At 47.8% G+C, this 26,084-nt stretch carries 21 protein-coding genes; 8 read left to right on the top strand and 13 right to left on the bottom strand.

Annotated features, from left to right (window positions below; genetic code table 11):
- Positions 1-339 precede the first annotated feature (339 nt).
- Entirely contained in the window at positions 340-1,512 is a 1,173-nt protein-coding gene (locus tag PGW97_RS18280; RefSeq protein WP_273860371.1) for a Gfo/Idh/MocA family protein, read from the top strand.
- Between the two features lie 328 nt (positions 1,513-1,840).
- On the opposite strand, the gene PGW97_RS18275 is transcribed toward PGW97_RS18280, so the two are convergent.
- Complete coding sequence (locus PGW97_RS18275) at positions 1,841-2,674, bottom strand: MurR/RpiR family transcriptional regulator (RefSeq protein WP_047884640.1); 834 nt, start codon at positions 2,672-2,674, stop codon at positions 1,841-1,843.
- 451 nt (positions 2,675-3,125) lie between these two features.
- On the opposite strand from PGW97_RS18275, the gene PGW97_RS18270 reads away from it, so the two are divergent.
- The gene (locus PGW97_RS18270; protein ID WP_047884641.1) at positions 3,126-3,980 is read left to right on the top strand and encodes a MurR/RpiR family transcriptional regulator; all 855 of its coding nucleotides are present in this window, start codon (positions 3,126-3,128) and stop codon (positions 3,978-3,980) included.
- Here the strand turns inward: PGW97_RS18270 and PGW97_RS18265 are convergent.
- The 8 genes from PGW97_RS18265 to iolD all read right to left on the bottom strand — a co-directional run bounded on the left by PGW97_RS18265 (position 3,971) and on the right by iolD (position 15,982).
- The gene (locus PGW97_RS18265; protein ID WP_273860370.1) at positions 3,971-4,696 is read right to left on the bottom strand and encodes an exonuclease domain-containing protein; all 726 of its coding nucleotides are present in this window, start codon (positions 4,694-4,696) and stop codon (positions 3,971-3,973) included. The two genes, PGW97_RS18270 and PGW97_RS18265, sit on opposite strands and share 10 nt — an antisense overlap.
- Positions 4,693-6,555 (bottom strand): DUF294 nucleotidyltransferase-like domain-containing protein, encoded by a 1,863-nt coding sequence (locus PGW97_RS18260; protein WP_273860369.1) that lies wholly within the window; start codon positions 6,553-6,555, stop codon positions 4,693-4,695. The genes PGW97_RS18265 and PGW97_RS18260 overlap by 4 nt, the downstream gene beginning before the upstream one ends.
- A gap of 148 nt (positions 6,556-6,703) precedes the next feature.
- Positions 6,704-8,401: a solute:sodium symporter family transporter gene (locus PGW97_RS18255; protein ID WP_047884644.1), complete on the bottom strand. Its 1,698-nt coding sequence runs from the start codon at positions 8,399-8,401 to the stop codon at positions 6,704-6,706.
- A 113-nt stretch (positions 8,402-8,514) separates the two neighbouring features.
- The gene (gene iolG / locus PGW97_RS18250; protein WP_047884645.1) at positions 8,515-9,501 is read right to left on the bottom strand and encodes an inositol 2-dehydrogenase; all 987 of its coding nucleotides are present in this window, start codon (positions 9,499-9,501) and stop codon (positions 8,515-8,517) included.
- 447 nt (positions 9,502-9,948) lie between these two features.
- On the bottom strand, positions 9,949-10,713 hold the full coding sequence (locus PGW97_RS18245; RefSeq protein WP_217392473.1) for a sulfite exporter TauE/SafE family protein: 765 nt from the start codon (positions 10,711-10,713) through the stop codon (positions 9,949-9,951).
- 96 nt (positions 10,714-10,809) lie between these two features.
- On the bottom strand, positions 10,810-11,700 hold the full coding sequence (gene iolE / locus PGW97_RS18240; protein ID WP_273860368.1) for a myo-inosose-2 dehydratase: 891 nt from the start codon (positions 11,698-11,700) through the stop codon (positions 10,810-10,812).
- 34 nt (positions 11,701-11,734) lie between these two features.
- A complete protein-coding gene (locus PGW97_RS18235; RefSeq protein ID WP_273860367.1) occupies positions 11,735-13,645 on the bottom strand; it encodes a bifunctional 5-dehydro-2-deoxygluconokinase/5-dehydro-2-deoxyphosphogluconate aldolase in 1,911 nt (636 codons plus the stop codon).
- 402 nt (positions 13,646-14,047) lie between these two features.
- Positions 14,048-15,982, bottom strand: coding sequence for a 3D-(3,5/4)-trihydroxycyclohexane-1,2-dione acylhydrolase (decyclizing) (gene iolD / locus PGW97_RS18230; RefSeq protein ID WP_273860366.1), 1,935 nt, complete (start codon positions 15,980-15,982; stop codon positions 14,048-14,050).
- A gap of 434 nt (positions 15,983-16,416) precedes the next feature.
- On the opposite strand from iolD, the gene iolB reads away from it, so the two are divergent.
- Positions 16,417-17,241, top strand: coding sequence for a 5-deoxy-glucuronate isomerase (gene iolB / locus PGW97_RS18225; protein WP_273860365.1), 825 nt, complete (start codon positions 16,417-16,419; stop codon positions 17,239-17,241).
- A gap of 186 nt (positions 17,242-17,427) precedes the next feature.
- Here iolB and hemB read toward each other — a convergent pair whose 3' ends face one another.
- Together hemB and PGW97_RS18215 are read right to left on the bottom strand one after the other, a co-directional pair.
- Positions 17,428-18,414 carry a porphobilinogen synthase gene (gene hemB / locus PGW97_RS18220; protein WP_273860364.1) on the bottom strand — a complete coding sequence of 329 codons (987 nt, stop codon included), beginning with the start codon at positions 18,412-18,414 and terminating at the stop codon, positions 17,428-17,430.
- A 259-nt stretch (positions 18,415-18,673) separates the two neighbouring features.
- The gene (locus PGW97_RS18215) at positions 18,674-19,573 is read right to left on the bottom strand and encodes a LysR family transcriptional regulator (RefSeq protein ID WP_273860363.1); all 900 of its coding nucleotides are present in this window, start codon (positions 19,571-19,573) and stop codon (positions 18,674-18,676) included.
- A 171-nt stretch (positions 19,574-19,744) separates the two neighbouring features.
- On the opposite strand from PGW97_RS18215, the gene PGW97_RS18210 reads away from it, so the two are divergent.
- The 5 genes from PGW97_RS18210 to PGW97_RS18190 all read left to right on the top strand — a co-directional run bounded on the left by PGW97_RS18210 (position 19,745) and on the right by PGW97_RS18190 (position 24,499).
- Positions 19,745-20,560 carry a putative hydro-lyase gene (locus PGW97_RS18210; RefSeq protein ID WP_273860362.1) on the top strand — a complete coding sequence of 272 codons (816 nt, stop codon included), beginning with the start codon at positions 19,745-19,747 and terminating at the stop codon, positions 20,558-20,560.
- A 35-nt stretch (positions 20,561-20,595) separates the two neighbouring features.
- Complete coding sequence (locus tag PGW97_RS18205; RefSeq protein ID WP_273860361.1) at positions 20,596-21,351, top strand: 5-oxoprolinase subunit PxpA; 756 nt, start codon at positions 20,596-20,598, stop codon at positions 21,349-21,351.
- Complete coding sequence (pxpB, locus tag PGW97_RS18200) at positions 21,348-22,121, top strand: 5-oxoprolinase subunit PxpB (protein WP_273860360.1); 774 nt, start codon at positions 21,348-21,350, stop codon at positions 22,119-22,121. Before PGW97_RS18205 ends, pxpB begins: the two co-directional genes overlap by 4 nt.
- Positions 22,118-23,083, top strand: a complete 966-nt coding sequence (locus PGW97_RS18195; protein ID WP_217392464.1) for a biotin-dependent carboxyltransferase family protein — start codon at positions 22,118-22,120, stop codon at positions 23,081-23,083. Before pxpB ends, PGW97_RS18195 begins: the two co-directional genes overlap by 4 nt.
- A gap of 138 nt (positions 23,084-23,221) precedes the next feature.
- Positions 23,222-24,499 (top strand): NRAMP family divalent metal transporter, encoded by a 1,278-nt coding sequence (locus PGW97_RS18190; protein ID WP_084712518.1) that lies wholly within the window; start codon positions 23,222-23,224, stop codon positions 24,497-24,499.
- Between the two features lie 118 nt (positions 24,500-24,617).
- On the opposite strand, the gene PGW97_RS18185 is transcribed toward PGW97_RS18190, so the two are convergent.
- Together PGW97_RS18185 and PGW97_RS18180 are read right to left on the bottom strand one after the other, a co-directional pair.
- Positions 24,618-25,238, bottom strand: coding sequence for a hypothetical protein (locus tag PGW97_RS18185; protein ID WP_273860359.1), 621 nt, complete (start codon positions 25,236-25,238; stop codon positions 24,618-24,620).
- Between the two features lie 85 nt (positions 25,239-25,323).
- Entirely contained in the window at positions 25,324-26,076 is a 753-nt protein-coding gene (locus PGW97_RS18180) for a hypothetical protein (protein WP_273860358.1), read from the bottom strand.
- Positions 26,077-26,084: the final 8 nt, after the last annotated feature.

Raw genomic sequence — 26,084 nt, 5'->3', positions numbered from 1 at the left:
CTTACTGTTTAGCTGTAAACACCCACGCAAATGTGACTTGGCTCCGCATCGTTTAATGATCACACTAAAATAGATATAACCAACTGATAAACAAACAACAAAACAAGAACTCACGAGTAAGGGAGAATCCACTTTAGTCACCTTTCCCAGCCAACTTTTCCCCATCTCTCCAATACAAAACCATTCCAAAATCACATTTGATGAAATATTTATTTCACAAAGATGGGTTGGAAGGCTATATTGCAACCATCTTATCGATACCGTTACAACCAGCTTTAAATGCCAAAAGCAATGTTGTGAACACATTCGAACACACGGTACAGTCACGGAGATTTCAATATGTTTAATGAAGAACGTCGATTCGAGCAACCTATCCGCTGGGGCATGGTTGGTGGTGGCAGAGGCAGCCAGATTGGTTATTCTCATCGCAATGCCGCTCAGCGTGATGGCTTGTTCAAATTAGTGGCTGGTGCCTTTGATTTAGATCCTGCCCGCTGTCAGGAGTTTGGGATCAATATTGGCCTTGAGGAACAGCGTTGTTACCCAAACTACCAAGCGATGTTTGAAGCCGAGGCACAACGTGAAGACGGTATTCAAGCAGTCTCAATCGCAACACCGAACTCTACTCATTATGAGATCTGTAAAGCTGCATTAAAGGCAGGGCTGCATGTTGTTTGTGAAAAGCCTATAACATTCACCTCTGCTGAAGCTGAAGAGTTAAAAACATTAGCAGCAGAAAAGCAGCGTGTCATTGGCGTAATGTATGGTTACACCGGATTTCCAATGATCCATCAGGCCAGAGAAATGGTTGCCCGGGGTGATTTAGGAGACATTCGCGTCGTTAATATGCAATTTGCTCACGGTTTTCATAATGAAGCCTATGAAGAAAAAGAGCCGGGCCTTAAATGGCGTGTTAGCCCTGAAGTTTCAGGCCCCACTTATGTGATTGGCGACATTGGCACGCATGCTTTTTATCTTTGCGAGATGATCACCGGCATGCAGGTCAACCGCCTGTCTTGTATGCGTCAAAGTTTTATTCCGTCTCGCGCACCATTAGAAGACAATGCACACGTCATGATGGAGTTTGAAGGCGGCGCAGTTGGAACGCTATGGGCCTCAGCGGTTAATGCGGGATCAATGCATCAACAAAAAATTCGCGTTGTTGGCTCAAAAGCATCTATTGAGTGGTGGGATGAGCACCCTAACCAGTTGCGTTACGAAATTCAGGGAGAGGCACCACGTATTCTGGATCGTGGCATGGGCTACCTGTATCAAGATAACGAAGGCGTTGCGGCCAGCCATATTGGTGGTGGGCATGCAGAAGGATATTTTGAATCTTGGGCGAACCTGTATCACCGGTTCGCACTTGTGTTTAACGCCACTGAGCGTAACGATCAGGCCACAGTCGACAATGTCTGGATACCAGGGATTGATGCCGGCATTAACGGTGTACGCTTATGCGAGAAGTGTGTTGAGTCTGCAGACAATCACTCAGCTTGGGTTAACTTTTAAGTTTCGCTCAACGCTGCAATGAAGACTCAATCCGGAGATACCGCCGGTTCCCCCGAAAGCGGCAGTATATCCAAACCTCAGGCAAGCCTGACTATACAATTCAGGCCTTGCTGGCTCTATCTTTAAAGTCCTTTCGTTTTTCTCTGAGTGAGTGGATCATTGCATGGGAATGTTAAATCAGCCTTAGCAAAGTACCCGAATACAGAAACGCCTGACTATGTCAGGCGCTTTTTTCTATTATTCCACCCACTGGAGTGAAAAACCTGATCGTCTCTCCCCCAGAAGCCTGGCAATGTTCAACCAGCAAGCATTACCTCAGTCAGTAGACTTATTCACTGTTCCCATCTCTGAACGCCAGCGACACCGCCAATGTTTGCGCCAGACATAAAGAAGCAGCCTGCGATCGAAAAGCATCAACCTGTGCTTCTTTAACCACAAAGCACACATCACTGAATGAGGCCAGTGGACTTATCTGACTATCAGTAATAATGATTTGCTTGGTTCCCAGCTGTGACGCCACCTCGCTAAGCATTAACGTTTCTTTGGCATATGGGGAGAAGCTGACAGCAATGACAGCATCATTAGAGCCAATCATGCTGATTTGCTCTTTAAACATACCGCCAAGGCCATCAATCAAAAAAGCGCGACGATTCAGGTGACGCAGCGCATACGTCAAATAAGAAGCCACACTGAACGAGCGGCCCAGACCAATCAGGTAGATATTCTCTGCATGACTGAGAATATCTACAGCCAAATCTAGCTTTTTAGGCTCCGTCTGTGCGGCGAGTTGCTGCATCGCCTGAGCATTTGCCCTGGAAAAAGCCTGAAGGATATCAATAGGTTGCTCTGGAGGGGTGGTATCATCATCCAGCTCTTTCAGAAGACGTATACGATCTGTGTAATTTGCAGTTTCCTCGAGCAAGTTTTGGCGAAATAGTTGTTTCATTTCATTGAATCCGCTAAATCCAAACGCATTCGCAAAACGGATTAATGTCGAGGGCGGTACTTCAGCATGTTGTGCAATAACCGCAACGGTATCAAAGGCTACACTGTTCGTGTTATCAAGAACATAGCCAGCAACTTGCTGTAACCGCTTACTTAAATCGTCATATTTTTCACGAATTTGCTCTTGCAGTTCAGTCAGACTGTTAGCAGCATCCATATAAAGCTCCCCAATAGGCGTACCTGACTCATTGTATTAACTTTTCATTCTTATATGAAATGATTTTTCCAGATATAGGTCGCAAGTAATGTAAACATTCAACCCTTTACTGCCGCACCACCGGCATACCTAAGCGGGGAATTATCCATAGACGGCTTGATACATTTTTTCCTTACTTCTTATAAATACTGATAGAAAGGTTTCTATGTTCAAGACACGTTGCTATTTGTCATTCAAATAACGTTTTTATTCTCAAGCAACTGGGTATTGCTTCTGAGAGCTCTGAACGCTTCACTGCGTCTACATACTGACTTATTGTAATAATTGGGCGACATACAACTTAAATTATTCATACAATCGTGAACCTTGATGGAATTTTCATTTCAAACAATTGCTTCCAACCTTCACTTTAACGATAATAAATGAAATAAAAGTTTCAAGTGAGTCATGTATGAGTAACGTGTCAAACCTCAGTCAGCTTCAAAATACGATCAGGCAGCGTTACCCCAGCTTGAGCAAACGGCTGCAAGAGGTCGCAGGGTTTGTTCTTGATAACCCGAATAGTGTGGCCTTTGACACCGTAGCGGCTATCGCCAAAGAGGCTAACGTGCCTCCTTCAACATTAATTCGTTTTGCCAATGCATTTGGCTTCAGTGGCTTTAACGAAATAAAACAAATTTTTCAGCTAAACCTGATTGAAGAAACGTCAAGCTACTCAGAAAGAGCCAGTCTTTTCCGTCAGCTTGAGGGAGATCAAACGGTTAACGAGCGTCCCGAAAATATTCTGTATGAGTTTACCCGAGCCAATACCTTAGCAATGGAACGACTCGCAACCCACATTCCCCCCAAAGACCTACAAAAAGCCGTAGATATTCTGAGTGAAGCAAAACATATCTATGTTGTTGGATTAGGACGTTCGTTTGGGATCGCTTCTTATCTCACTTACGCATTACGCCACCTCGACCGAAAAGCATCACTGGTCGACGGGACCGGTGGCATGTTCAAAGAGCAGATTAGTATGATTGACGCCAATGATGCCGTCATTGCAATTAGCTATTCTCCCTATGCGGAAGAAACGATACTCACCAGCACCATAGCAGCAACGAAAGGGGCCCAACAAATTGTTCTGACAGATAGCCAGATCAGTCCATTGGCCTCCTTCAGTGATGTGTGCTTTGTGGTCAAAGAGGCTCAGGTTGATGCATTCCGTTCTTTGTCGGCCACACAATGCCTGGTTCAGGCATTAGCCGTTGCGCTGATATTCAAGCAACAAGCCAATCACGACAAACTGCCCGCTCAGGCATAACCTTTCAGCGAACGCTGTACCAAAGGCCCCAGCACTGGGGTTTTTCCGGCAAAGACTTCCCTGACCAGTACCAGCAATAATTCACCGGTCGCCACAGCATCAGCCAGAGCATTATGGGCCAAATATGGCGGCAGCCCTTTTTCTTCACGAATATGGCATAACCTGAGGTCTGGATTGTTTTTCCCTCTGTTAACAGAGAGTGACTTTTCCAGCATAAGGGTATCAAGCCAGACAAGGGGAAGCGGCACGTCTTGCGGTAATCGAAATGCTCGTCGTAAGAAGGCTTGCTCTATGGCAGCGCCATGTGCAACAACCACTTTACCCGCTAAGTTAGCCACCACAGTACTGACACATTCTTGCTCGGTCATTCCCCCAGCTAACGTTTCCGGTACAATATGGTTTATCACCGCCGATTCCGGTTTAACCGCATCAGCGGCTAGCAAATAGTAATGTTTGCCTGTCGACAACGACAATATTTGCTGACGTATCTCTACCATCCCTACGGACAAAATCGCGTCAGTATCAGGGTCAAGACCAGACGTTTCGAAATCCAACACCACCAGTTCCAGGTCTTCAAACGATATATCAGGGGGAGGGATCGGCGTTTGATACAGAGGCTTCAGGTGATCTGGGACGGTTCCTTTCGACCATTCAAACATGCGTTGCTTCTCCAACTGCTCCAGTGGATGAAAGGACTGAAATAATCGTTTTATCATCGTAACACTCCTTTCGCATGAAACCGCTGTTGTGCCGCTTCCTGATAACGAGAAATAATTCTGAATGCATCTTTAAGGTGGTTTCTCTCGAACTGCGTAAGCAGGGACGGAGCGATATTATTACTGGCTGGCTCACCACGCTCATGTGCTAAGCGTTGATGGCGAAAACGAACTTGGTTAATAAAATTACACGCCTCAATCAGCTCTTGCTGACTGGCAGCGCTGATTATTCCCCCTTTAACTGCTGCCTCAAGACGTTTCGACATTTCTGTTTCCTGACTCTCCGCAGCCAACGCATAAATTCGAGTCAGTTCAACCAATAAATTTACAGCCTGCTTCTTTATATTAAAGACACTGCGGTTTTCGCCATCTTTTGCTAACACAAATTGTCGAAACATTCCCAGAGGAGGATGTACCCGCAAAGAGTTGGCAACCAACATCGCCAAAAAACGCTGATTCCCCCGTATATAAGCTGTTAGCTTGTGCTGAAGCGCTTCTACCAGTTCCTGTTGGCCAAACAGAAAACGAACATCCAGAAATACCGATATATTTAACAGCCCCTGAGAATCCGGGTGAATGATCCAGTCTCGATAATACTCCAACCATTGCTCCAGAGAGACGCACCACTTGGGATTGGTCGCCATCATATGTCCCGGACAAAGAATATAGCCACACTCTGCCAAACCATAACAGACGAACTCAGTCAGACGACGAAAATACTCTTTTTCTTCCGAATCAGGCTGTCTTGCAAGAATTAAGCCATTGTCCTGATCAGACAGGTTGTGGATTTCATTTCGAGCCTGAGAACCTGCAACAAACCAGGCATAGGGTATTGGTGCATGCCCCAGTTCACGCTCGGCCAATTGCAACAGCCGCTTATTAAACGCATCCGCCACCAACGTCATTAATTGCTGTACTGATCGGGAGTGCATACCCGTATCCACCAGGGTTTCAAATACAGCATGTCGTTGCGGGATCAACGCTTTAAGGTCTTCCAGGCTTTCCTGACGGTATATACGGCTAATAAGAAAAACAGCCTGAACCTGACTTTTTTCCACAAGACTAGTCGCAGTCAATACCCCGATGACGTTCCCTTTATCCATCACCGGTAAGCTGCGAACATTATGCTGCATCATAGATTCAATGGCTTCAATCATCGACGATTCCCCATCGATTACCTGTGGATCACATGTCATCACCACAGCAACCGGTGAGGTTAGAGGAATGTTTTCAACAATGACTCGCTTGGTCATATCCCGATCAGTCACTATACCCAGCAGCTTATCGCCATCCATCACTAAGGCACTTGAACGGTGCTTTTCAACCATGGTTTTCGCCACCTCATGAATGGAAGTAGACGCCGAAACCAAGGCCATATTTGTGTTTGCAACGTCTCTGACTGGCTTTAGATACAACGCTTCATCTGCAGCTTCCGCCATGGTGGCGGTCGTTGCCAACCGCACTGATTCCTGCGAAGCAAAATGATCCCGAACAGCTGGTATTTCCTCAATCAGCTGCATCAAGACTTGCTTTGGAATTCGGTACAGCAAAGTATTTTCAATTGCGGTCAGGGTATAGTCACAGTGCTCGCTTTTATGTAACTGGCTAAAACCAAAGAGATCACCATCGGCCAGCCGAGCTCTGAGTGACCGATCGGGGTTACATTGCTCTACGGCCCCAAGACGGACAATAAAAAGCCCCTGCCCGACGATTTTTTGCCCTGCCAGCTCATCGCCTTTCATAAGGTAAAGAATATCGACTGATGCCGCGAGAGCATCACGTGCTGCAGGGGTGAGGTGGTCAAAAGGATCTACAGTGGAAAGGTAATCAAATATATTCGGTAAAAGTGACTGTTCCATATTATTTCCATTCGCATATACCGAAATGACCTTTGCTTTCTCATCGAGCCTGGTTCGGCAGACAATTCAGCACAAGGTCATTTCGGTATAACCCCGGCAGAGCTCACCGGGGTTTCAGTTTCATGGCTGTGTCATGTTTCAGCACGATTTAATCAGCTTGTGCTCGAGCAGCAAGACGCGGGCTTTTCATCAATTCTCGACCGATAGACCAGAACACATAGCCGAGAGCAGAAGCTGCCAACACGTAGTAACCCGTCATTAGCCACCCCGGAACATTGTGCGCAAGGTAAATGTACATTGAGACAGAACCAAGCGTGATAAGAACCGACACAGGCAGGGACATAGACCAAGGTTCAATATTAACTTGCTCGGTATACACTTCTTGATACGCTTCTTGTGGATAGAAGTAGCCAACGACCAACATGAAGACAACGTTGATGACAAACAACATCCCGACCAAATGGAAGAAGTGAATATCAATCTTGATGACAAAATTGAACAGAATATACGCTGACATACCAAAGACCAGACCCAGCTTGGCAGCAATTGCTGGCACACGCTTCGTTAACAGGCCGACAAGCACCACGCTGAGAATTGGCGAGTTGAAAATACCCTGTAGCTGTTGAATGAGATAGAACAGGCCATCCGGGGCATTCGCTACCAATGGAGCAACAATCATTGATACCAGAGCTAATCCCAACCCAAGGAACTTACCGACTTTCACGGTTTGTGCCTCTGTTGCGTCAGGCTTTAGTGATTTTTTGAAAATATTGACCGTAAATAGCGTGACGGATGAATTCAGGCCACCACTGAATGTAGAGAAAACCGCCCCCACAACCACAGCGGCGAAGAAACCCACCAGTACTTCAGGCAGAACCAGTTGTACCAAGTTCGGATAAGCATGATCAGGGTTATCAATTTGTCCCTGAAACACATGGAACGCGATAATGCCGGGCAGGATGATAATGGAAGGTATCATCAGCTTGAAGAACGCACACAGCAATACCCCTTTCTGGCCTTCCGCCAGGTTTTTCGCTCCCAGCGCTTTTTGTACAATCGACTGGTTAGTACACCAGAAAAACATATTGGAAATGATCAGCCCGGTAAACAGCGTCGAGAAAGGAACCAATGAGTCTTTGTCACCAATCGAGTTAAACTTGTCAGGATTACTTTCATACACCTCGAGAAGGCCAGACCATACATTTCCATCACCGACGTAGGCCAGCGCAAACAGCGTCACCATCAAACCACCGGTAATCAGCCCTACCCCGTTGATCGTATCAGCTACAGCGATCGCCTTGATCCCACCAAAGACGGCATACAGCGCCCCCATACCACCAACACCCCATACCATGATCCACATTGCCGTATCTTTATCGACGTTGAATACATGAGAAACCTGGAACAAGCTCTCCAGTGCAATTGCACCGGTATAGAGCACGATAGGTAACAGCGAGATGACATACATACTCAGGAAAAGGATGGAAGTAATGGTCAGAGTCTGCTTATCAAAACGTCTTTCAAGGTATTCCGGTATAGTGGAAATACCTAATTTCAGGTAACGCGGCAGAAAGAACATCGCAAACAGCACGATGGTCATCGCAGCCATTACCTCCCACGCCATCACTATAAAACCGGTTCGGAATGACAGCCCATTCAACCCCACCAAGTGTTCAGTTGACAGGTTCATCAGAAGCATAGAGCCACCAATGTATACGCCCGTCAGAGAACGACCTCCCAGAAAATAACCTTCGGCTGAATCCGTAAGGTGCGCATTTCGTGTTTTATAGTAGGCAAACCCTGCCACAAACAAGGTAAACCCAACAAACGAAAGAAAAGCTAGCATGATACCTCCAAACTTTGTATTACACGCTTTTCCAGAGCCAGAATCCGTTGGCACTGGTGTTATTGGATAGCAAAATAAAAAGCGAGCTACGAAAAGCAGCCCGCTTGATAGAGTTATAATTTGACTTCTTTACCGGTCTTCAGCGATTCAAGGGCTTTATCAGCCATCAATAACGCAAGTTCACCATCGTACCCACTGCATTCTGGTTGTGCGCGGCCAGCCAACACATCGACGAAATGTGTCCATTCTGCTTTATATGCAGCATCATAGCGCTGCAGGAAGAAATGCTCTGGTTTGGCAGCCACACAGCCAGCTTCGCCCCATTGCTCAACAGCATTTTCGTGAATGTTCTTCGCAGTCAGCAGCCCTTTTTCACCATGCAGTTCAATACGCTGGTCATAACCGTAACCAGAACGTCGACTATTGGTGATTGTTGCCATTGCACCAGAAGGAAACTTCATCACAATAAATGCGGTATCAATGTCACCGGCCTGGCCAATTGCAGGGTCAACCAAATTACTACCCTGAGCATAAATGGAGACAGGATCTTCCCCCATAATGAAACGCGCCATATCAAAATCATGGATGGTCATGTCTCGGAACATGCCACCAGATACTTTTACATATTCGGCAGGTGGTGGAGATGGGTCACGAGAGGTGATCAGTAACGATTCTGCTTTGCCGATACTACCCGCACTCAGCATTTCACGTACTTTTCTGAACTGAGGGTCATAACGGCGGTTAAACCCGACAAACAACGGAACCTGATACTGTTCGACGATAGCCAGGCAACTGCGAACTCGCTCAATGTCCAGATGAACAGGTTTTTCACAGAAGATGGCTTTACCGGCTTTCGCAGCTAATTCAATCAATTCAGCATGTGTATCCGTTGCTGACGCAATCAGCACACCGTGTACATTTGGATCAGCCAAAGCCTCTTCAGTACTCTGTTGTTTGGCGCCGTATTTTTCTGCAAGCGCTGCGGTTCCTTGAGAGAATGGGTCAATGACAGAATACAGTTGAGTTTCCTTATGATCTGCGATATTCACAGCATGAACCTGCCCAATACGCCCTGCGCCGAACAATGCGATGTTGTACATAACTACTCCTTTTAAACAGAACCCAGTTTGTGTTGTCCGTTTCATCACCGGCTCCTCTCAGTGCCAGACAGCTATGCCATAGGCTGAACCGCGCTGAACTCACTTCATTACATATGAATGCTGGTGATGCATCAGTTGATAGAAAAAATATACCACAAGAAATTTTTATTTCATGAAAAACAAAAACGAAATATTCATTTTTGCTTGCTGTGTAACAAAATTCTCAATAAATTCAGAGATTGAAAATAAATCAATGTGAAACATCACAAAAACATTGAGAGTAGAGGGAAATTTGGATACCGAAGAACCGTTTATCGACGAACAAAAACAACAATAAGTTCGCCAAACTGAATCATACGTTTCAAAATATAATAAGCGAGGTAAAGATAAGAAGAGATGAGAAGAGAAATACAACGTAAAAATGTATTTCACCGAGAACACTGAAGGTTACAGCTCGCTTATCATGCCATCAGCGAACAATTTCATGCCGGATAAAAAAAGAAATACGTAACACAGTCGATATACCCAGATTTGGCTCACCCGATGCAGTAACCAGATCCCAAGTTTGACACCTATAGGAGCGAGGGGGATCAGGACCAGAGCAGTAAGCATATTCGTTGTGTCAAACTTACCTAATACAGTGAAAGGGATTAATTTTGCCAGGTTAATCAAGCCAAACAGCACTGCCATAGTGGCTATCAAGGTCACTTTCTCCAACCTCAGTGGCAGCAAATATATACTGGCGGGTCCTCCTCCGGCATGAATGGTGGTACTGGAGAACCCGCACAATAGACTCCAGAATCCAGCGCGACCAAGACCTCTCCAGCCGCTAGAGCGAGTTGGTTTACTTTCACGATTCAGGAGGTACTGTAGGCAAAACAAAAGTGATAAAGAGCCAATCAGCAGCTTCAGCACATTTTCAGATGCATACCCCATCAGTAGCCCAGCCAGTGTAACGCCAATGATTGATCCCGGCAGCATGAGTTTGAGTTGACGACGATCTGCATGATGAAAGTGCTCCCGCACGGCGAAAAAATCCATCACACACAAAATGGGCATCATGATGGCAGCGGCCTGCACAGGGGGAATGGTCAACGCCATCAGAGGGACGGCCACAATGCCCAGAGCCCCACCCAACCCACCTTTTCCGATACCATAAATCAATACCGCGGGAACCGCTGCGACATAAAACCATGGGTCAGTCACTATCATTTTTCCCCCACCGGATATACAGATTGTTCAACGTTCAGAAATAATAAAAAAGCGCCCATACGGGCGCTTTCATGCACAGTTCAAATTGTCGCCCTTTTACAGCAGACCAGCATCTGAGGCAAATTTATGCAGGTTGTTATACCCCATTGTGGCGTATGTAAGCGGGTGAGCCACAGCTGGGTCTTGCTCAGCTTCTACAACTAACCACCCACTGTAGTTCGCCGCTTTCAGCACTTTGAACACCGCTGGATAGTCAATGCAACCATCACCAGGCACGGTATACACACCATTTAAGACAGAATTTAAGAAGCTCAACTTACGGTTCTTACAGTCGGCCAATACATCCGCCCGGATATCTTTACAGTGAACGTGATTGATACGTTCTGCCCAACGTTCAGCGACCGCAATCGGATCAGCACCAGCAAACGTCAGGTGCCCCGTGTCTAACAACAATCCCACTTCCGGACCAGTGTGCTTCATCAGGTTATCAACGTCTTGTTCCGTTTCAATCACTGTTCCCATGTGGTGATGATAGGCAATTTGCACTCCCTGGCTTTGTGTGTAACGAGCAAACTCTGTCAGTTTCTTACCGTACTCCTCCCAGCGCTCTGCCGGAAACTCAGGACGCAGGTGCACGGGTGTCTCCTGTGCCCCATGAATACAGTTGGTCACTTCGCAAGCCACCATGACGGTCGCACCCAATTCACGCAACAGGGTCAAGTGGCTCTGTACTGCCTCAATTTCCTCTTCTACAGATCGTGTCAGCAATTCCAGCGAATACCAGCCCGATACCAGTTTCAAATCATGCTTTGCCAAAATTGGTCCCAACACACTTGCTTCACGCGGAAATTTATTACCTAACTCAAAGCCAGCGAAACCGGCTTGTTTACCTTCCGTCAGGCAAGTTTCCAACGGTGTTTCCGCGCCCAGAGTTGGCAGATCATCGTTAGTCCAGGTAAGAGGATTGATTCCAAGTTGAACAGCCATTGTGATACTCCTTAATCCATAAATAGTGTTGGTACTAGCCGCGCTGACGCCATAAGGTAATCAGATTGTGGTAGTTGACCTTGATGTGCTTCACTAATGTTTCATCATCTATTTTTCCGGCTAGCCACTCTCGGGATGGCTGGCCAAACAGGGTACGACCGACAGCAAAACCTTTGACAATGGATTGGGTTGCTGCCGCTGCGAATCCAGCTTCCAATTCTTCCTGTGGAGCATCGAGCCCAAGCAGAACAACTCCCCGACAATAAGGATCGCGCTCTTCAATCAACGCCGCCGCTTGGCTCCAGCTCTGGCTTGATAGTGGCGGCAGTTTCCACCAGTCGGGTTTCACGCCCAAGTTATAGAAACGTTTCATGGCACGAAGATACAGGGCATCACTAATCTCCATGTCGGCAGGAAGAATAATTTCAAGTAACAGTTCATGACCTGACTTACAGCATGCCTCGTAGACTTCTTTGACCTTCGCTTCCTGGCGCAGACGTGTCGGGTGGTCATCTTCCGGATGGAAGAAAACCAGACATTTCACAATGTGTTCCAACGGCCAGTCGATCAACTGTGAGCCGATATTGCCATGTTCAAGCTCCAACGGGCGTGAGCCTGGCTGCTCAATAGGGCGTCCAATCCACCACCCCTGCCCGGTAATTTCATTCAGTACATCCTGACCAAACGTACTGTCGCACAGCAAGCCAACTTTGCCGTTCAGGGCCGCTTCTTCCGCCACTTCCTGGCTGGCTTTGAGAATAAGTTTCTTCAGTGGTTTGATTCTGGATATATCCGCCCCTGCGGCTCGTGCCATATCGACAAACTGGATGCGATGATCGAAGGCCAGCACACATAGTTCTTCCCACACGTTATTACGCGTTGTCACTCGATGCAGATGGTTCAACTCTGAATCCACATCTGGGCGAGGTACAGCGTTCGCTCGAGCCAGATAATTATCCAGTTCAACTTTTGTCGGCATTGCAGGTGCACACCCATGGCGAGAGACCACCAGTGCACCACAAGCGTTGGCGTACGCGCATGACTGCTCCCAGGAATCACCATTAAGGTAGCCGCGCAACAGACCGGACATAAAGGCATCCCCGGCGCCTAGTACGTTAAGTACATCGACTCTCACTCCGTGAACAGTGATACCTTCATCCAGTGTTTCCGGGATCTCATCAGTAAAGACAGAGCAACCCAACGGCCCACGCTTACAAACAAATTCCGCCTGAGAAATTTTACGCACATTACGCAGGGCTTCGACGGTATCCGTCGAACCACCAGCAATATGGAACTCTTCTTCTGTCCCAACAATCAGATCGAACAACCCCAGAACCTCCTGCAATTGTTCGGTGACGCTGTCAGACTCGATGAAACGGGTTTCGCCATCACCCAACGACGTTAGTCCCCAAAGCACCGGACGGTAGTCAATATCAAGGGCTGTTTTCACACCATTTCGACGGGCATATTTCAGAGCAGTGAGTACAGCTTCGCGTGTTTTCGGATGTGAAAGATGAGTACCTGTGATCGCCAGGCAGCGTGCCGATGCAATATATTCTTCAGAAAAGTCATCACCGGTTATCGCCATATCCGCGCAGTTGTCGCGATAGAAGATCAGTGGGAAAGTCTCTTCATCTTTAATACCCAGAATGACTAATCCGGTCAGACGATCTTTATCGGTGATCAAATGACTGGTATCACAGCCAACACGAGTCAGCTCTTCACGCAAAAAGCGCCCCATGTGCTCATCACCAACTCTTGCCAGCATTGAAGACTTCAATCCTTGACGCGCTGTTCCGTAAGCAACATTCCCTGATGAGCCACCCAGATATTTACGGAATGATCCCATATCTTCCAGACGAGCACCGATTTGCTGGCCATATAAATCGACCGCGATACGACCCATGCATATCACATCAAATTTCTTTTCAGTATTCACTTCCATAGCTCCTTACCAGCTCCTGCCTTACACCAGCGATGTGAAATATTGAATGCCTATCAGAACAAGCAATGAAGTTGCCTCTGTTTCACGCTGGGTGACTGCAAAGCACCATTTGTTTCGATAACTCATTTATACGAAATATTTGTTTTATTTTCAATTAATATAAAAACAAGTATTTCATTATGTGATCTCCGCAGAGTTTCCTTTTAAAGACAGGGGAATAGCGCCACAGCTCGTTGAGCAAGATTGCCTGTCATCAAATGTGAACAGGGAGGAGAAATGAGTTTCATTGATATGAGTTAAAACTGAAATGAAATTTTCATTTCAAAAAAACAGCCCTGTACAATGCATACAGGGCTGTCGCTTTGAAAGTAAGAATCTTGCGAGTTCTGGAGTAATTGACCGCTAGTACTGTCTTACCTGCGCGGAAAGCACTCGCTTAATATCGTCAGCCGCTTCAACAATTCTTGGATCATCAGCAACCTGCGCAGTACCGGTACGCCACCATGCCTCGTAACCATGAGTCATTGTCTTCGGCAATACTTTGATATCGATAAGCGAGGAAACCGCCTGCTTACGAGCATCTTCCAATGCGGCGAGTAGTTCCGCTTCGGTGTGTACCGTGTACCCCTTGCAACCATAACTTTCTGCGTTCTTGGCAAAGTCGACTTTCACTAAGTTACCGGTCATCCCGCCTGTCGCAGGGTCTCGATAGCGATTCTCTGTCCCATAGCTTCCCATCCCCTGGCTCATCTGTAAATTGTTGATACAGCCAAATCCGGCATTATCAAATAAGAGCACCGTTATCTTCAGCCCTTCCTGAATAGCGGTCTGCAGCTCCGAGTGCAGCATCATATAAGAGCCGTCTCCGACCATCGCGTACACCGGTTGCTCAGGGCAGGCAAGCTTCGCTCCGACTGCCGCCGCCACTTCGTAACCCATACAAGAGTAACCATATTCCATATGATAAGTATCAGGCTGCTTTGGCTGCCACACACGTTGCAAATCCCCCGGTAACGAGCCAGCGGCACCAACCACGATAGCATGATCTTCAAGGTGCTCATCCAACAGCCCCAATACGCGAGTCTGAGTCAGACGAGTTTGAAGTGCGTCGCTGTACTCCGACAACTTATCATCGAGATGACCAGCAATTTCAGGTGAGAATCCGTCCTGATATTCAATTGCAAACAGTCGCTCCAGCTCTGTTTTCCATGCTGACTTCGCGAGCCTGATTTCATCAACATACCCGCTGCGGTATCCCACCTGTTCCAATTGATCGCCAATCGCAATCAATGCCTCTTTGGCATCAGCAACGACCGCAGAAGCATCCAGTTTATAAGCATCAAACTCAGCAACATTGATCGTCAGAAACTCAACATCCGGATGCTGGAATAAGGATTTCGAGGCCGTCGTAAAGTCGGTAAAGCGGGTACCAACCCCAATCACGAGATCCGCTTCTTTGGCAATCAGGTTAGCAGCCAGACAACCCGTGGTGCCGACACCCCCCAGATTCAATACATGGTCATAAACAACAGCGCTTTTACCCGCTTGTGTTTCCCCAAACGGGATATTGAAGCGTTCAGCAAACAGACGAAACATTTCATGAGCTTCACTGTAACGAACCCCACCACCACACACCAACATTGGCTTTTTCTTGCTGCGAATCAGCCTCACGGCGTCTTCAATCATGGCTGCGGAAGCCGGACGACGTTCAATCCGATGTACTCGTTTTTGAAAAAAATAGTCTGGGAAATCGTACGCTTCGCCCTGCACATCTTGAGGCAAACAGATTGTGACAGCACCAGTGTCAGCCGGATCGGTGAGCACACGCATGGCATTAATCATCGCACTCATCAGTTGCTCAGGACGGGAAACTCTATCCCAGTAACGGGATACCGGACGAAAACAGTCATTCGTACTGATAGAACAATCATGATACTGCTCAACCTGCTGCAACACAGGATCGGGCTGACGCGAGGCAAATACATCACCAGGCAAAAAGAGAACAGGGATACGATTAGCAGTGGCGGTAGCAGCCGCTGTCACCATATTTGCCGCGCCAGGACCAACGGAAGATGTGACCGCGTAGATTTTTTTTCGCTTTTGCTGCTTGGCGTAACCCATGGCAATGTGAGCCATTCCCTGTTCATTACACCCCTGATGAACCACCAAGTCACCAGCATCCTGCTCCAGAGCCTGACCCAAACCAACCACATTGCCATGTCCAAAAATAGTAAACACACCATGAATAAATTTTTGCTGTTCACCATCGACGTCGACGTATTGCTGGTTCATAAACTTCACCAGCGCCTGGGCGGTTGTCATTCGTAAGGTGCTCATAACCACTGTCTCTCCAATCAAGCAGGCCGTTGCAGAATCCATTCTTATTGAATGTGTCGCTTTATATCTGCCCCACCCTAAGGGGTTTTAGTCTTACAAAATAATATATGGAACATTTTTTTCATTTCAAGACAATTATGAAACGATATGGTCTTTTGTGATCTTGGTATAAATCCACAGCGTTTCATAAACAGCGCCAATTATCCTGACATCCTTTTTAATTAATTAAAATCATATAGATACACCAATCTATATAGAAGAGCCCTGCCGCCAATAACCCCTGTCATCACAAAACACGAAAAGAGGAACAAACAGAATGAAACTATTGAAATAAAAATTTCACGTGATAGATTTAATGAAAGTTAAAAATCAATAGAGTTTTACTTCACAGGATGCAAGACACCGGCGGGTGTCATCATAAGCAGAGGTCTAGGATGTCAAAGCTACTTTCAAAATATCATGCGCCTGACGCACATCACCGTACACAGCAGATCACTCCGGAATCAGCCGGTTGGAAGTATGTGGGTTTTCAGGTCGTTGAACTGGAAGCTGGTCAGCGTGTTGAAATGCCAGCCTCTGAAAATGAAGTTTGTCTGGTATTAGTCGCCGGTAAAGCCACCGTCTCAACGCCAACAGCCACGTTCGAAAACATTGGCGATCGTATGGATCCTTTTGAACGCAAGAAACCTTATGCCGTTTACGTTACCCAAGGAGAAAGCTACTGCGTGGTGGCAAACACCGCACTTGAGCTCGCCATTTGTCAGGCTCCGGGAAAAGGGAGTTACCCGACCCGACTGATTGCTCCGGCAGATATTAATGCAGAACACCGTGGTAACGGGAATAACCAACGCTATGTCCACAATATATTGCCAGATGATAAAGAGGCTGACAGTCTGCTGGTTGTTGAGGTGTATACCAATGAGGGGAACACGAGTTCCTATCCAAGTCATAAGCACGATCAAGATAATGAGCCACATGAAACTTATCTGGAAGAAACCTATTACCACCGTCTGAACCCGCCTCAAGGCTTCTGCCTACAACGCGTGTATACCGATGACCGCTCACTGGATGAGTCGATGGCCGTTTATAACAAAGATGTGGTCATGGCTCCTAAAGGCTATCATCCGGTAGCAACCATGGCTGGATATGACAACTACTACTTAAATGTTATGGCCGGCCCGACCCGTAAATGGTTATTTACCTGGGAAAAAGAACATAGCTGGATAAACAGCGAAGAGTACGCTGCAAAACACCGTTAACCGAGTTCTCTTTGCCTTTATTGGATATTATTGCCCTGTTTGACCTCACTCAAGCAGGGCTTTTTTTGTCTGCTTCAGCATGCCTTAACACCAAACAAATCAGCCCATCCGAACGGCTGGGCTGAAAATGGATTTTCACACGCGGTTTCTAAACCGACAAAAACACTGCGACTTTAAGGTAGGGAGTTAGCGGCTTTCAGACAGCCATTTTGCCACCTGTTTGGTGTAATAACTGACAACCAGATTGGCACCGGCACGTTTAAAGCCGGTAAGAGTTTCAAATACGACCGCTTTCTCATCCAGCGCACCGGCCATTGCCGCAAATTTGATGGACGCATACTCGCCCCCGACCTGATAGGCCGCCAACGGCAGGTTAGTTTCTTTTTTCAGGTTAGCCAGTACATCCAGATAAGGTGTACCCGGTTTTACCATCAAAATATCGGCGCCTTCTTCTTCGTCCAGCAGCGCTTCCACCAGCGCCTGACGGCCGTTCGCGTAATCCATTTGATAGCCTTTACGATCGCCGTCCAGTTCACTGTCAACAGCCGCGCGGAAAGGGCCATAAAACGAAGAGGCAAATTTTACGGCGTGCGCCAGAATCGCCACGTGTTCAAAACCAGCGGCATCCAGGCCGGTACGAATAGCCTTCACCTGACCATCCATCATCGCGGAAGGTGCCAGCATATCAGCGCCGGCTTTCGCAGCAGTAACACTCTGCTTCACCAGATTTTCCAGTGTTGCATCGTTATCGACACAGTTGTCGTGGACAATGCCGCAATGGCCGTGCGAGGTGTATTCACAGAAACAGATATCAGGAATGACCATCATATCCGGGCAGGCTTCTTTAATCGTTCGAATCATCCGCGCCAATAGGCCATTGTCGCTCCAGGTATCGCTCCCTTCCTCATCCTTGTGGTGAGAAATACCAAATGGCATCACGTAACGAATGCCTAATTCATACAGAGCTTTTGCTTCTTCAGCCAACTGGCTTTCCGGTAAGCGGACAATACCTGGCATGGTCGAAATTTCAACCGGTGCCGTGATGCCTTCTTCGATAAACAACGGATGGATTAAATCGGTGAGTTTGAAATCATACTCACGGACCAGTTCGCGCATGTTTGCTGTATGACGTAAGCGACGCAGGCGCTTAAACGGAGTTGGAAGGGTTGTCATGGACGTCTTTCCCATTGGATACATTTTGTGTGACAAAACTTATCACTGTTTGGCACAAAAGTTTAGGGAATATTCCCCACTTTTGTCGCGGGAGTTATGGCGCTCGGCGTCACCGCCCACACAAAGAAAAACAAACCATTGATTTTAATAGCTTAAAATACCAATGGCAATATCATCGCCTCTCTGGCTGCCTGCCTGACCGGTTATCAGCATCACGGTACATGACTGAAATTTATACAGATAAAAACCAACAAAACCATTAGCCCGAGCAGGTTTGCTCATACTCATCGCGCGCCTGAATAACCAGATTTACGGCCTGCTCAATCAGCAAACTGGCAGGGGCATTGATATACGATACCGTAAATCGCAACGGACTGGGTTGCCAGTCAGCGTCAAGCAGCACTAAGTGACCACTGGCCAGTTGATCGCAGATCACTTCTTTAGGCAGTGAAGCAATACCGACCCCTTTTTCGACCAACCGTACACTGGCTGACAACGAGCTGGCAGAGTAAAAACGCACGGCTAACCCCTCATCTTGCTTAAAATGACGCGATATTTCATGGTAGGGGGCAGTATTGCGGGCGTAGGTAATAATTGGCCACTGAGCAAAATCTTCTGCTGTAGCCTGCTGGCTAGTCAGCAAATCAGGGTTGGCCACCCAGTAAAGCGGATAATCACAAATCACCTGATTGATAACAGAAGGCTCCGCTATGGGCCCAAGTAACAGCGCAATATCCACATTGCGTGCCAGCAATTCTTTGCGCAAATTCACCGTTGCATCGACAATCAGCTCGACTTCCACATCCGGTAACTGCTGTTGTATTAGCTTCAGGCAATCCGGCAACCAGGTATGAACCAGCGTCTCAGACACCCCAATACGCAGCATACCGGATAACGCTTTTGCCGAGTCAGCTTTGTATTTCAGCTTTTCAGTGTTGGCGAGGATTTTCTCTGCCAGAGGCAGCAACTCTCTTCCTTTTGCTGTCAGCGACACCACTCCGCCTTCACGATAAAACAGCGTGGTATTCAGCGCCTGCTCCAAATTCGCAATCCGGGTAGAAATGGCCGGTTGTGTGGTACACAGATGCTCCGCCGCCTGTCGAAAACTGCCGAGATTTGCAATCCATACAAATGTTTCTAGCTGTTTCAGGTTCAACATAGCCGCTTCTCCTTCGCGCAAAATCCCTATCAGTAACAAGTAAATACAGAATAAATCTCTGACCTATAAATTTTATTTATCAGGTAAGCCAAAAAATCAAGAATAGACATTATCGCAGGAAGCCTTATTGTTACCAAGTATTTACATAATAAGAACCAAGGAGTGGTCCAGATGTTAATCTCAGGAGAAAAAGAGTCCGTTACCCTGCAAACGCTTTCCCTGGCCGAGCTGCGCCAGAAAATACGCGTGAATGCTTATACCGGCTCAACCAGCGGGTTGGCGCCCGGCAACCTGCAGGCCAACCTGGTCATGCTGCCAGCTGACTGGGCGAATGATTTTCTGCTGTTTTGCCAGAAAAACCCGGTTGCTTGTCCACTAATTGGGGTCACAGAACCCGGCAGTCCGTTTTTGGCCGAAATCGGAGCCGATATCGATATCAGCCGTGACGTACCGGAATACCATGTGTTTTATAACGGCCAGTTTGAAACCTCGGTTTCGGATCTGAGCGATCACTGGCGTGATGATCTGGTAATTTTTGTTCTTGGCTGCTCATTCTCTTTCGAAGAAGCCCTTATTCAGTCTGGTCTGACCGTTCGTAACATCGAACAGGGTCGCAATGTATCAATGTATGACACCCAGATCGCCTGCCAGCCTGCCGGTCGTTTTTCGGGCAACATGGTGGTCTCTATGCGCCCGTTCACGCCTAAAGACGCGATCCGAGCGATTCAAATCACTAGCCGTTATCCGAAGGCACACGGTGCGCCTGTTCACTTCGGCGACCCGGCAGCCATTGGCATCAGAGACATCAACACGCCAAATTACGGGGAAGCGGTTGATATCTTCGACGGTGAAGTACCGGTGTTCTGGGCTTGTGGAGTAACGCCACAGAATGTCATTCGCCAAAGTAAACCACCGATCTGCATCACTCATGCGCCGGGCAAAATGCTGATTACTGATTTGCTGAATAATGCACTGTCAGTGCTTTAACACACGTCAAACAGTCAATTCAGGGAGGAAACCGCATGAAAATCAATTGTGATATGGGCGAGAGCTTTGGCATCTGGAAAATGGGCAGCGATGAGCAAGTCATGCCTTATCTGGATATGGCGAATATTGCGTGCGGTATGCATGCATCTGATCCCACGGTAATGCTCAATACCGTCAGGCTGGCCAAGCAACATCAGGTCAGTGTGGGGGCGCATCCCGGTTATGCTGACCTGCAAGGGTTTGGTCGCCGTCAAATTGCAATGAGCCAAGATGAGTTGTCTGCCCTGTTCATCTATCAGGTTGGAGCTCTGGCAGCCATCTGCCAAGGTGAATCTGTCTCTCTCGATTACGTAAAGCCTCACGGTGCACTTTATAACACCATGATGAAAAACGATGAGGTTTTTATCACTCTGGTTAAAGCGATGAGTAAAGTCGCTCCGTCTCTGCCACTGGTTGTTATGGCGGTACCCAATCATGAGAAATACCAAGCCCTTGCCGCTGATTACGGCATTCAGCTGTGGTTTGAAGCCTTTGTGGATCGTGCTTATGATCAGGATGGGCGACTGGTACCACGTACTGTGCCGGGCTCAAGTTATCACGAACTGAACCAGATCCGCCGTCAGGCTCGCCAGATGATCGAGGAAAGAAGCGTTACCACCCTTGATGGTCAGGTTATCCCTGTACATGCCGACACCTTGTGTATCCATGGGGATGGTCCATTGGCACTGCCCACCGCCCAGCTGCTTCGCGATTTATTACCGCCAAGTAACCCATACGGAGGCGCCTTATGACTATCTCGATGGCTATCACCTCAATGACTATCACGCCAGTTAATGAAAGCTCTTTGATGGTGTACTTTGCCAATCAGGCCAGTCCGGAAACCGCTGATCATATCGCCGCAGTGCTGCCAGTGTTACGTGCAGAGTTAGGACAATATCTGGTTGATCTTGTCCCTTCGTATACCTCCATCCTGGTGACATTCGATCTGATGGCTATTGGCCAGCGTGATTTCACAGCCCTTCTCAAACAGGTGCTGTCAACCGCTGAACAGCGGCATTCCGAGACCGAATTAAGCCCCATGATCGAGCTGCCTGTTTACTATGGGCCGGAAGTTTCACTTGATGCCGATGAGATCTGCCGCCACACCGGACTGGATTTTGATCAGATCATCTCGATCCATGCCAACACGATTTACCGAGTCTATGCGATCGGTTTTGCACCAGGATTTGCTTATCTAGGCAATACGGACTCACGCATTCATATACCGCGCAAGCAAACGCCACGCGCCAAGGTTCCCAAAGGCAGTCTGGCACTGGCTGATCAACAAACTGCAATCTATCCGAAAGCCTCCCCGGGCGGCTGGCAGATCATAGGTCGTACCCCAATCGATTTGATCGATTTTCAGCGGGAAAATCTGACCGTGTTCGAGATGGGTGCCAAGGTCAAGTTTACCCCGATTACCCGAGATGAGTTTCTGGCATTGGGTGGGGTCATTGAAGAGGAAGAATATCGCCGCGCAGAAATGCGCGCAGCGGCTGAACCGGTCAGGGAGGTGGCATGACATTACGTATATTAACACCGGGGCCATTGAGTCTGGTGCAGGATTTGGGTCGCCACGGTCATCAGCATATTGGCGTCAGCCCTGGCGGGCCAATGGATGAACATGCTTTTTTATGGGCAAACCGTTTGCTGGATAACCCGTTAAATGCAGCACAAATCGAGATTGCGATGGGGCAATTCAGTTGCGAGTTTCATGCTGATACGACGATTGCATTGACCGGAGCAGATATGAATGCCCGCCTTAACGGAAAACCTGTTGCCTCTTGGCAAAGCCTCCGCGTTCGTTCCGGTGATCAGCTGTCATTGCGCGGTGCACGAAACGGTATTCGTTCGTACCTGGCCGTTAAAGAGGGATTTAAAGTCACTGGCGTTCTCGACAGCTGTGCAACGGTTATGCGTGACGGGCTGGGCGGTTTCAGCCGTCAAGGTGACAAGCTGATGGCACAGGATCGCTTGCGGTATAACGTGACTACCCCAATGCCAACGCGCAGGGTACCGGAGCAATTCATTCCCGACTATGGTCAGTCAATTACCCTTAGCGTCATTCCCGGCTACCAGTACGATCTGTTTGACCAAGCCGAGCGCGAGCGTTTTTTCAGCAGTGAATTTACAGTAACACCGCAGATTGATCGCATGGGTTATCGCCTGTCCGGGGCTGCCATTGCATGCCAAACCACCAGTTTGATCTCTGAAGGGATCGCGCTGGGTGCAATCCAGATCCCCGCCGACGGACAGCCGATCATCCTGATGAGGGATCGTCAGACGATCGGAGGCTATCCCAAAATCGGCTGTGTCACGGCAAGGGATCTGAGCAAGCTTGCCCAGTGCCAGCCGGGAGCGACCGTTCGTTTTATTGAAAAGGATCTCTATCAAGCCGAAGCCGAGCGCATGATTGAGCATCATTTTTTTCGCGGATACGTCGGTAAAAAACATGCCGAACAACTACTGAATCAAGCGAAGTAAAAGAATCCCCTAACTGTCGGTGGTAAGTGAGATCACTTACCACAGGGAGACGCACGCAAAGATAAACATCATAACAATCATATCAACAAGACATACATTGCCCAGCGGATACGGGCTTTTCAATACAGGAGTAGACTTATGGCATCAGAAAAAGTGATCACTCAGACAGGCGGATCGTCAGCATCAGCGATGTCTGCCACTGCCAAACCACGTTCAGGATCAAGTTCAGAATCACGTTCCGGTTTTAACTGGTCGCTCATCATGGGCGCCGCTTTCCTGATGGCAACCTCTGCCGTTGGCCCCGGCTTTCTGACCCAAACTACCGTCTTTACCCAAACCCTTGGGGCCAGTTTTGCCTTCGTCATTTTAGTTTCCATCCTGCTCGATATTGGTGCACAACTTAACATCTGGCGGGTAATCGTTGTGGCCAGAAAACGGGCTCAGGATATTGCCAATGAGCTGCTACCGGGACTGGGTTTTGCTATTGCAGGTGCCGTTGCCCTGGGTGGACTGGCATTCAACATCGGTAACGTTGGCGGTGCAGGAATGGGCATGAATGTGCTATTCCCTTCCCTGTCACCGATTGTCGGCGCTGCAATCAGTGCTGTTATTGCGGTAACTATCTTCCTGCTGAAAGACGCCGGTAAAATCATGGACCGCTTTACCATTCTGATGGGTGGTGCACTGATTGCCATGACACTGTACGTGCTATTCTCCACCGAACCGCCTGTGGGTGAAGCGCTGTATCGCTCTGTCTGGCCAGAAAATGTGGATGTGATTGCTATTGTTACACTAGTGGGTGGTACGGTTGGTGGATATATCACTTTTGCCGGCGCACACCGCCTGATTGATGCCGGAGTCACCGGTCAGGAAGCCCTGCCACAGGTCAACCGTGGCTCGATTTCAGCAATCAGCCTCGCCTCTCTGGTTCGTATCGTCCTGTTTCTGGCCGCGCTGGGCGTCATCAGCCAGGGCGTGACACTGGATCCAAGCAATCCACCGGCTTCTATGTTCCAGCATGCTGCAGGTAATGTCGGGTACAAACTGTTTGGTCTGGTGCTTTGGGCGGCAGCCATCACCTCGGTTATCGGGGCGGCGTATACATCTGTATCTTTCCTCAAGACCCTGCACCCGGCTATTGAAAAACACTCAAGCGCCTGCATCATCGGTTTTATTGTGACTTCCACCATGATCTTCTGTTTTGTGGGCAAACCGGTCGCGCTACTGATTATTGCTGGTGCGCTGAACGGTTTCATTCTGCCCGTTACCCTTGGCACTATGCTGGTTGCCGCTCGTAAGAAAGCCATCATCGGCAACTATGAACATCCAGTCTGGATGTCGGTTGTGGGCTGGTTGATTACGGCAATGATGGCCGCCATGAGCCTGTATACGCTTTACAACATGTTCATCAAATAACGCTGCATACCGGACGTTGGACACATTAAAAACAAATCGTCTAATGCGTCATGATAATCAGGTGTTGCATAGAAAAAAACCGCTCATTAGAGCGGTTTTTTCTTACTAAGTAATGTCATTACCCTTCAGCTGACATATTTTGTACTGCAGAAACTGCCTGTTTACTGGACAGTGATTTTACTTGAGCTTCCAGCTCTTTTGCTGTTTTCTGGCTGACAAACTCTTTATACAAATGATCCTGAGTCATTGGATTCATGCCCGGAACTTTCATCATTGCAGCTTTAAACTGTTGTTCAGCTTCTACTTTCGGAATTGTCACCAGCGCACAAACCTGATCTTTGCCAGCAATGTTCACGATAGCGACTTTCTCAACCTGGCTTTTTGTCAGTGAAACACTTGTCACTTGTTTCGCAACTTGTTCAAACGAAGTACCGGATGTTGTCATGCCAGATGCACTTTCCATCTTCTGGTATGACTTTTCAAGTACGCTGGCTTTCAACTGCATATTCTGCGCCAGGGTATTTCGAGCCAACGAAATCGCATGGTTACGATCAATAGAAAAGTTACCAGAACTTACGACACAGTTAGAAGCGGCAAAGCCATTAGCCGATACCGGGTTCATCACCCATTCAGGCATATTCGTGATGTTACTGTTATTTGCCTGATTAGCATCATTTGAAGCACAGCCTGCCAGAGTCATCGCCAGTACCGCTGTGGCAAATACGTTTGTTTTGTTCATATTGTGTTCCTAAAAGTAATACGCCGTCAGTAAATCTTTAGAAAGCAGGCATGGCTGAACTTATCGTTCACCCGCCAGTTCAAAGTCAAAAATAAGAAGACAGATCAGCCGCTGATGCCTGTTCTTTTTCGAGTAGCCGTTCTTCGATATCCAACGACAGTTCTCGACAGTGCGTGCTTTGACATTGCTCTGTAATCTCCAGTGCAACATCATAGTTCTCATTCCGAAAAAGCCAGGATGCCAGCTCAAGCTGTATCCGGTCATCTTTCATAGCAGAAACGTCAACATATTTTTCAAAGTAGTGAACGGCTTTCGGCTGATCATGTTTGCTTAGTGCCAGTGCTACCAAGCTAGCCGCATCCATTGAGACATCAGGTTGTTCCATCAGATAAGGCAGCAATCGGTATAAAGATTCAGATTGATGGCTCTGAAAATACACAAAAGCATAGTTCAGTGCCGTCAGATGCAAATTTACCCCTTCGCCGGTATCCGCTACCGTCGCAGAGCAGCCCGCCATTTGGGTTGATACCTGTTGATAGTGAATGTCGGAGATGCGGTAGCTGAGATTCGCCATTGGCCAATCGCTTAGCGTTTCAGTGATTAATCCCTTTGCCAACAATTGCGCTTCATACCGTTGCCTGAGCGGTAACCCTAACCCTTTCCGGCACAACGATTTCATTTGATCAATCGCTAAACCGAACTCTCTTTGCGCAATCACAGACACCTTTTCATTGCTGCTCAAAACACGGTAACGGGTGCCCGCAAACTGCCAAGAGGATTCACTTAAATCAGGCGAAGCGCTAAGCCATGTCGGCAGGCACAAAATGCCTACCAACATGATTCGGG

Origin of the sequence: Photobacterium sp. GSS17 (assembly GCF_028621875.1) — a bacterium.
Classification (GTDB): Bacteria; Pseudomonadota; Gammaproteobacteria; order Enterobacterales; family Vibrionaceae; genus Photobacterium; species Photobacterium ganghwense.
This window is presented reverse-complemented; position numbering and strand designations above follow the sequence as displayed.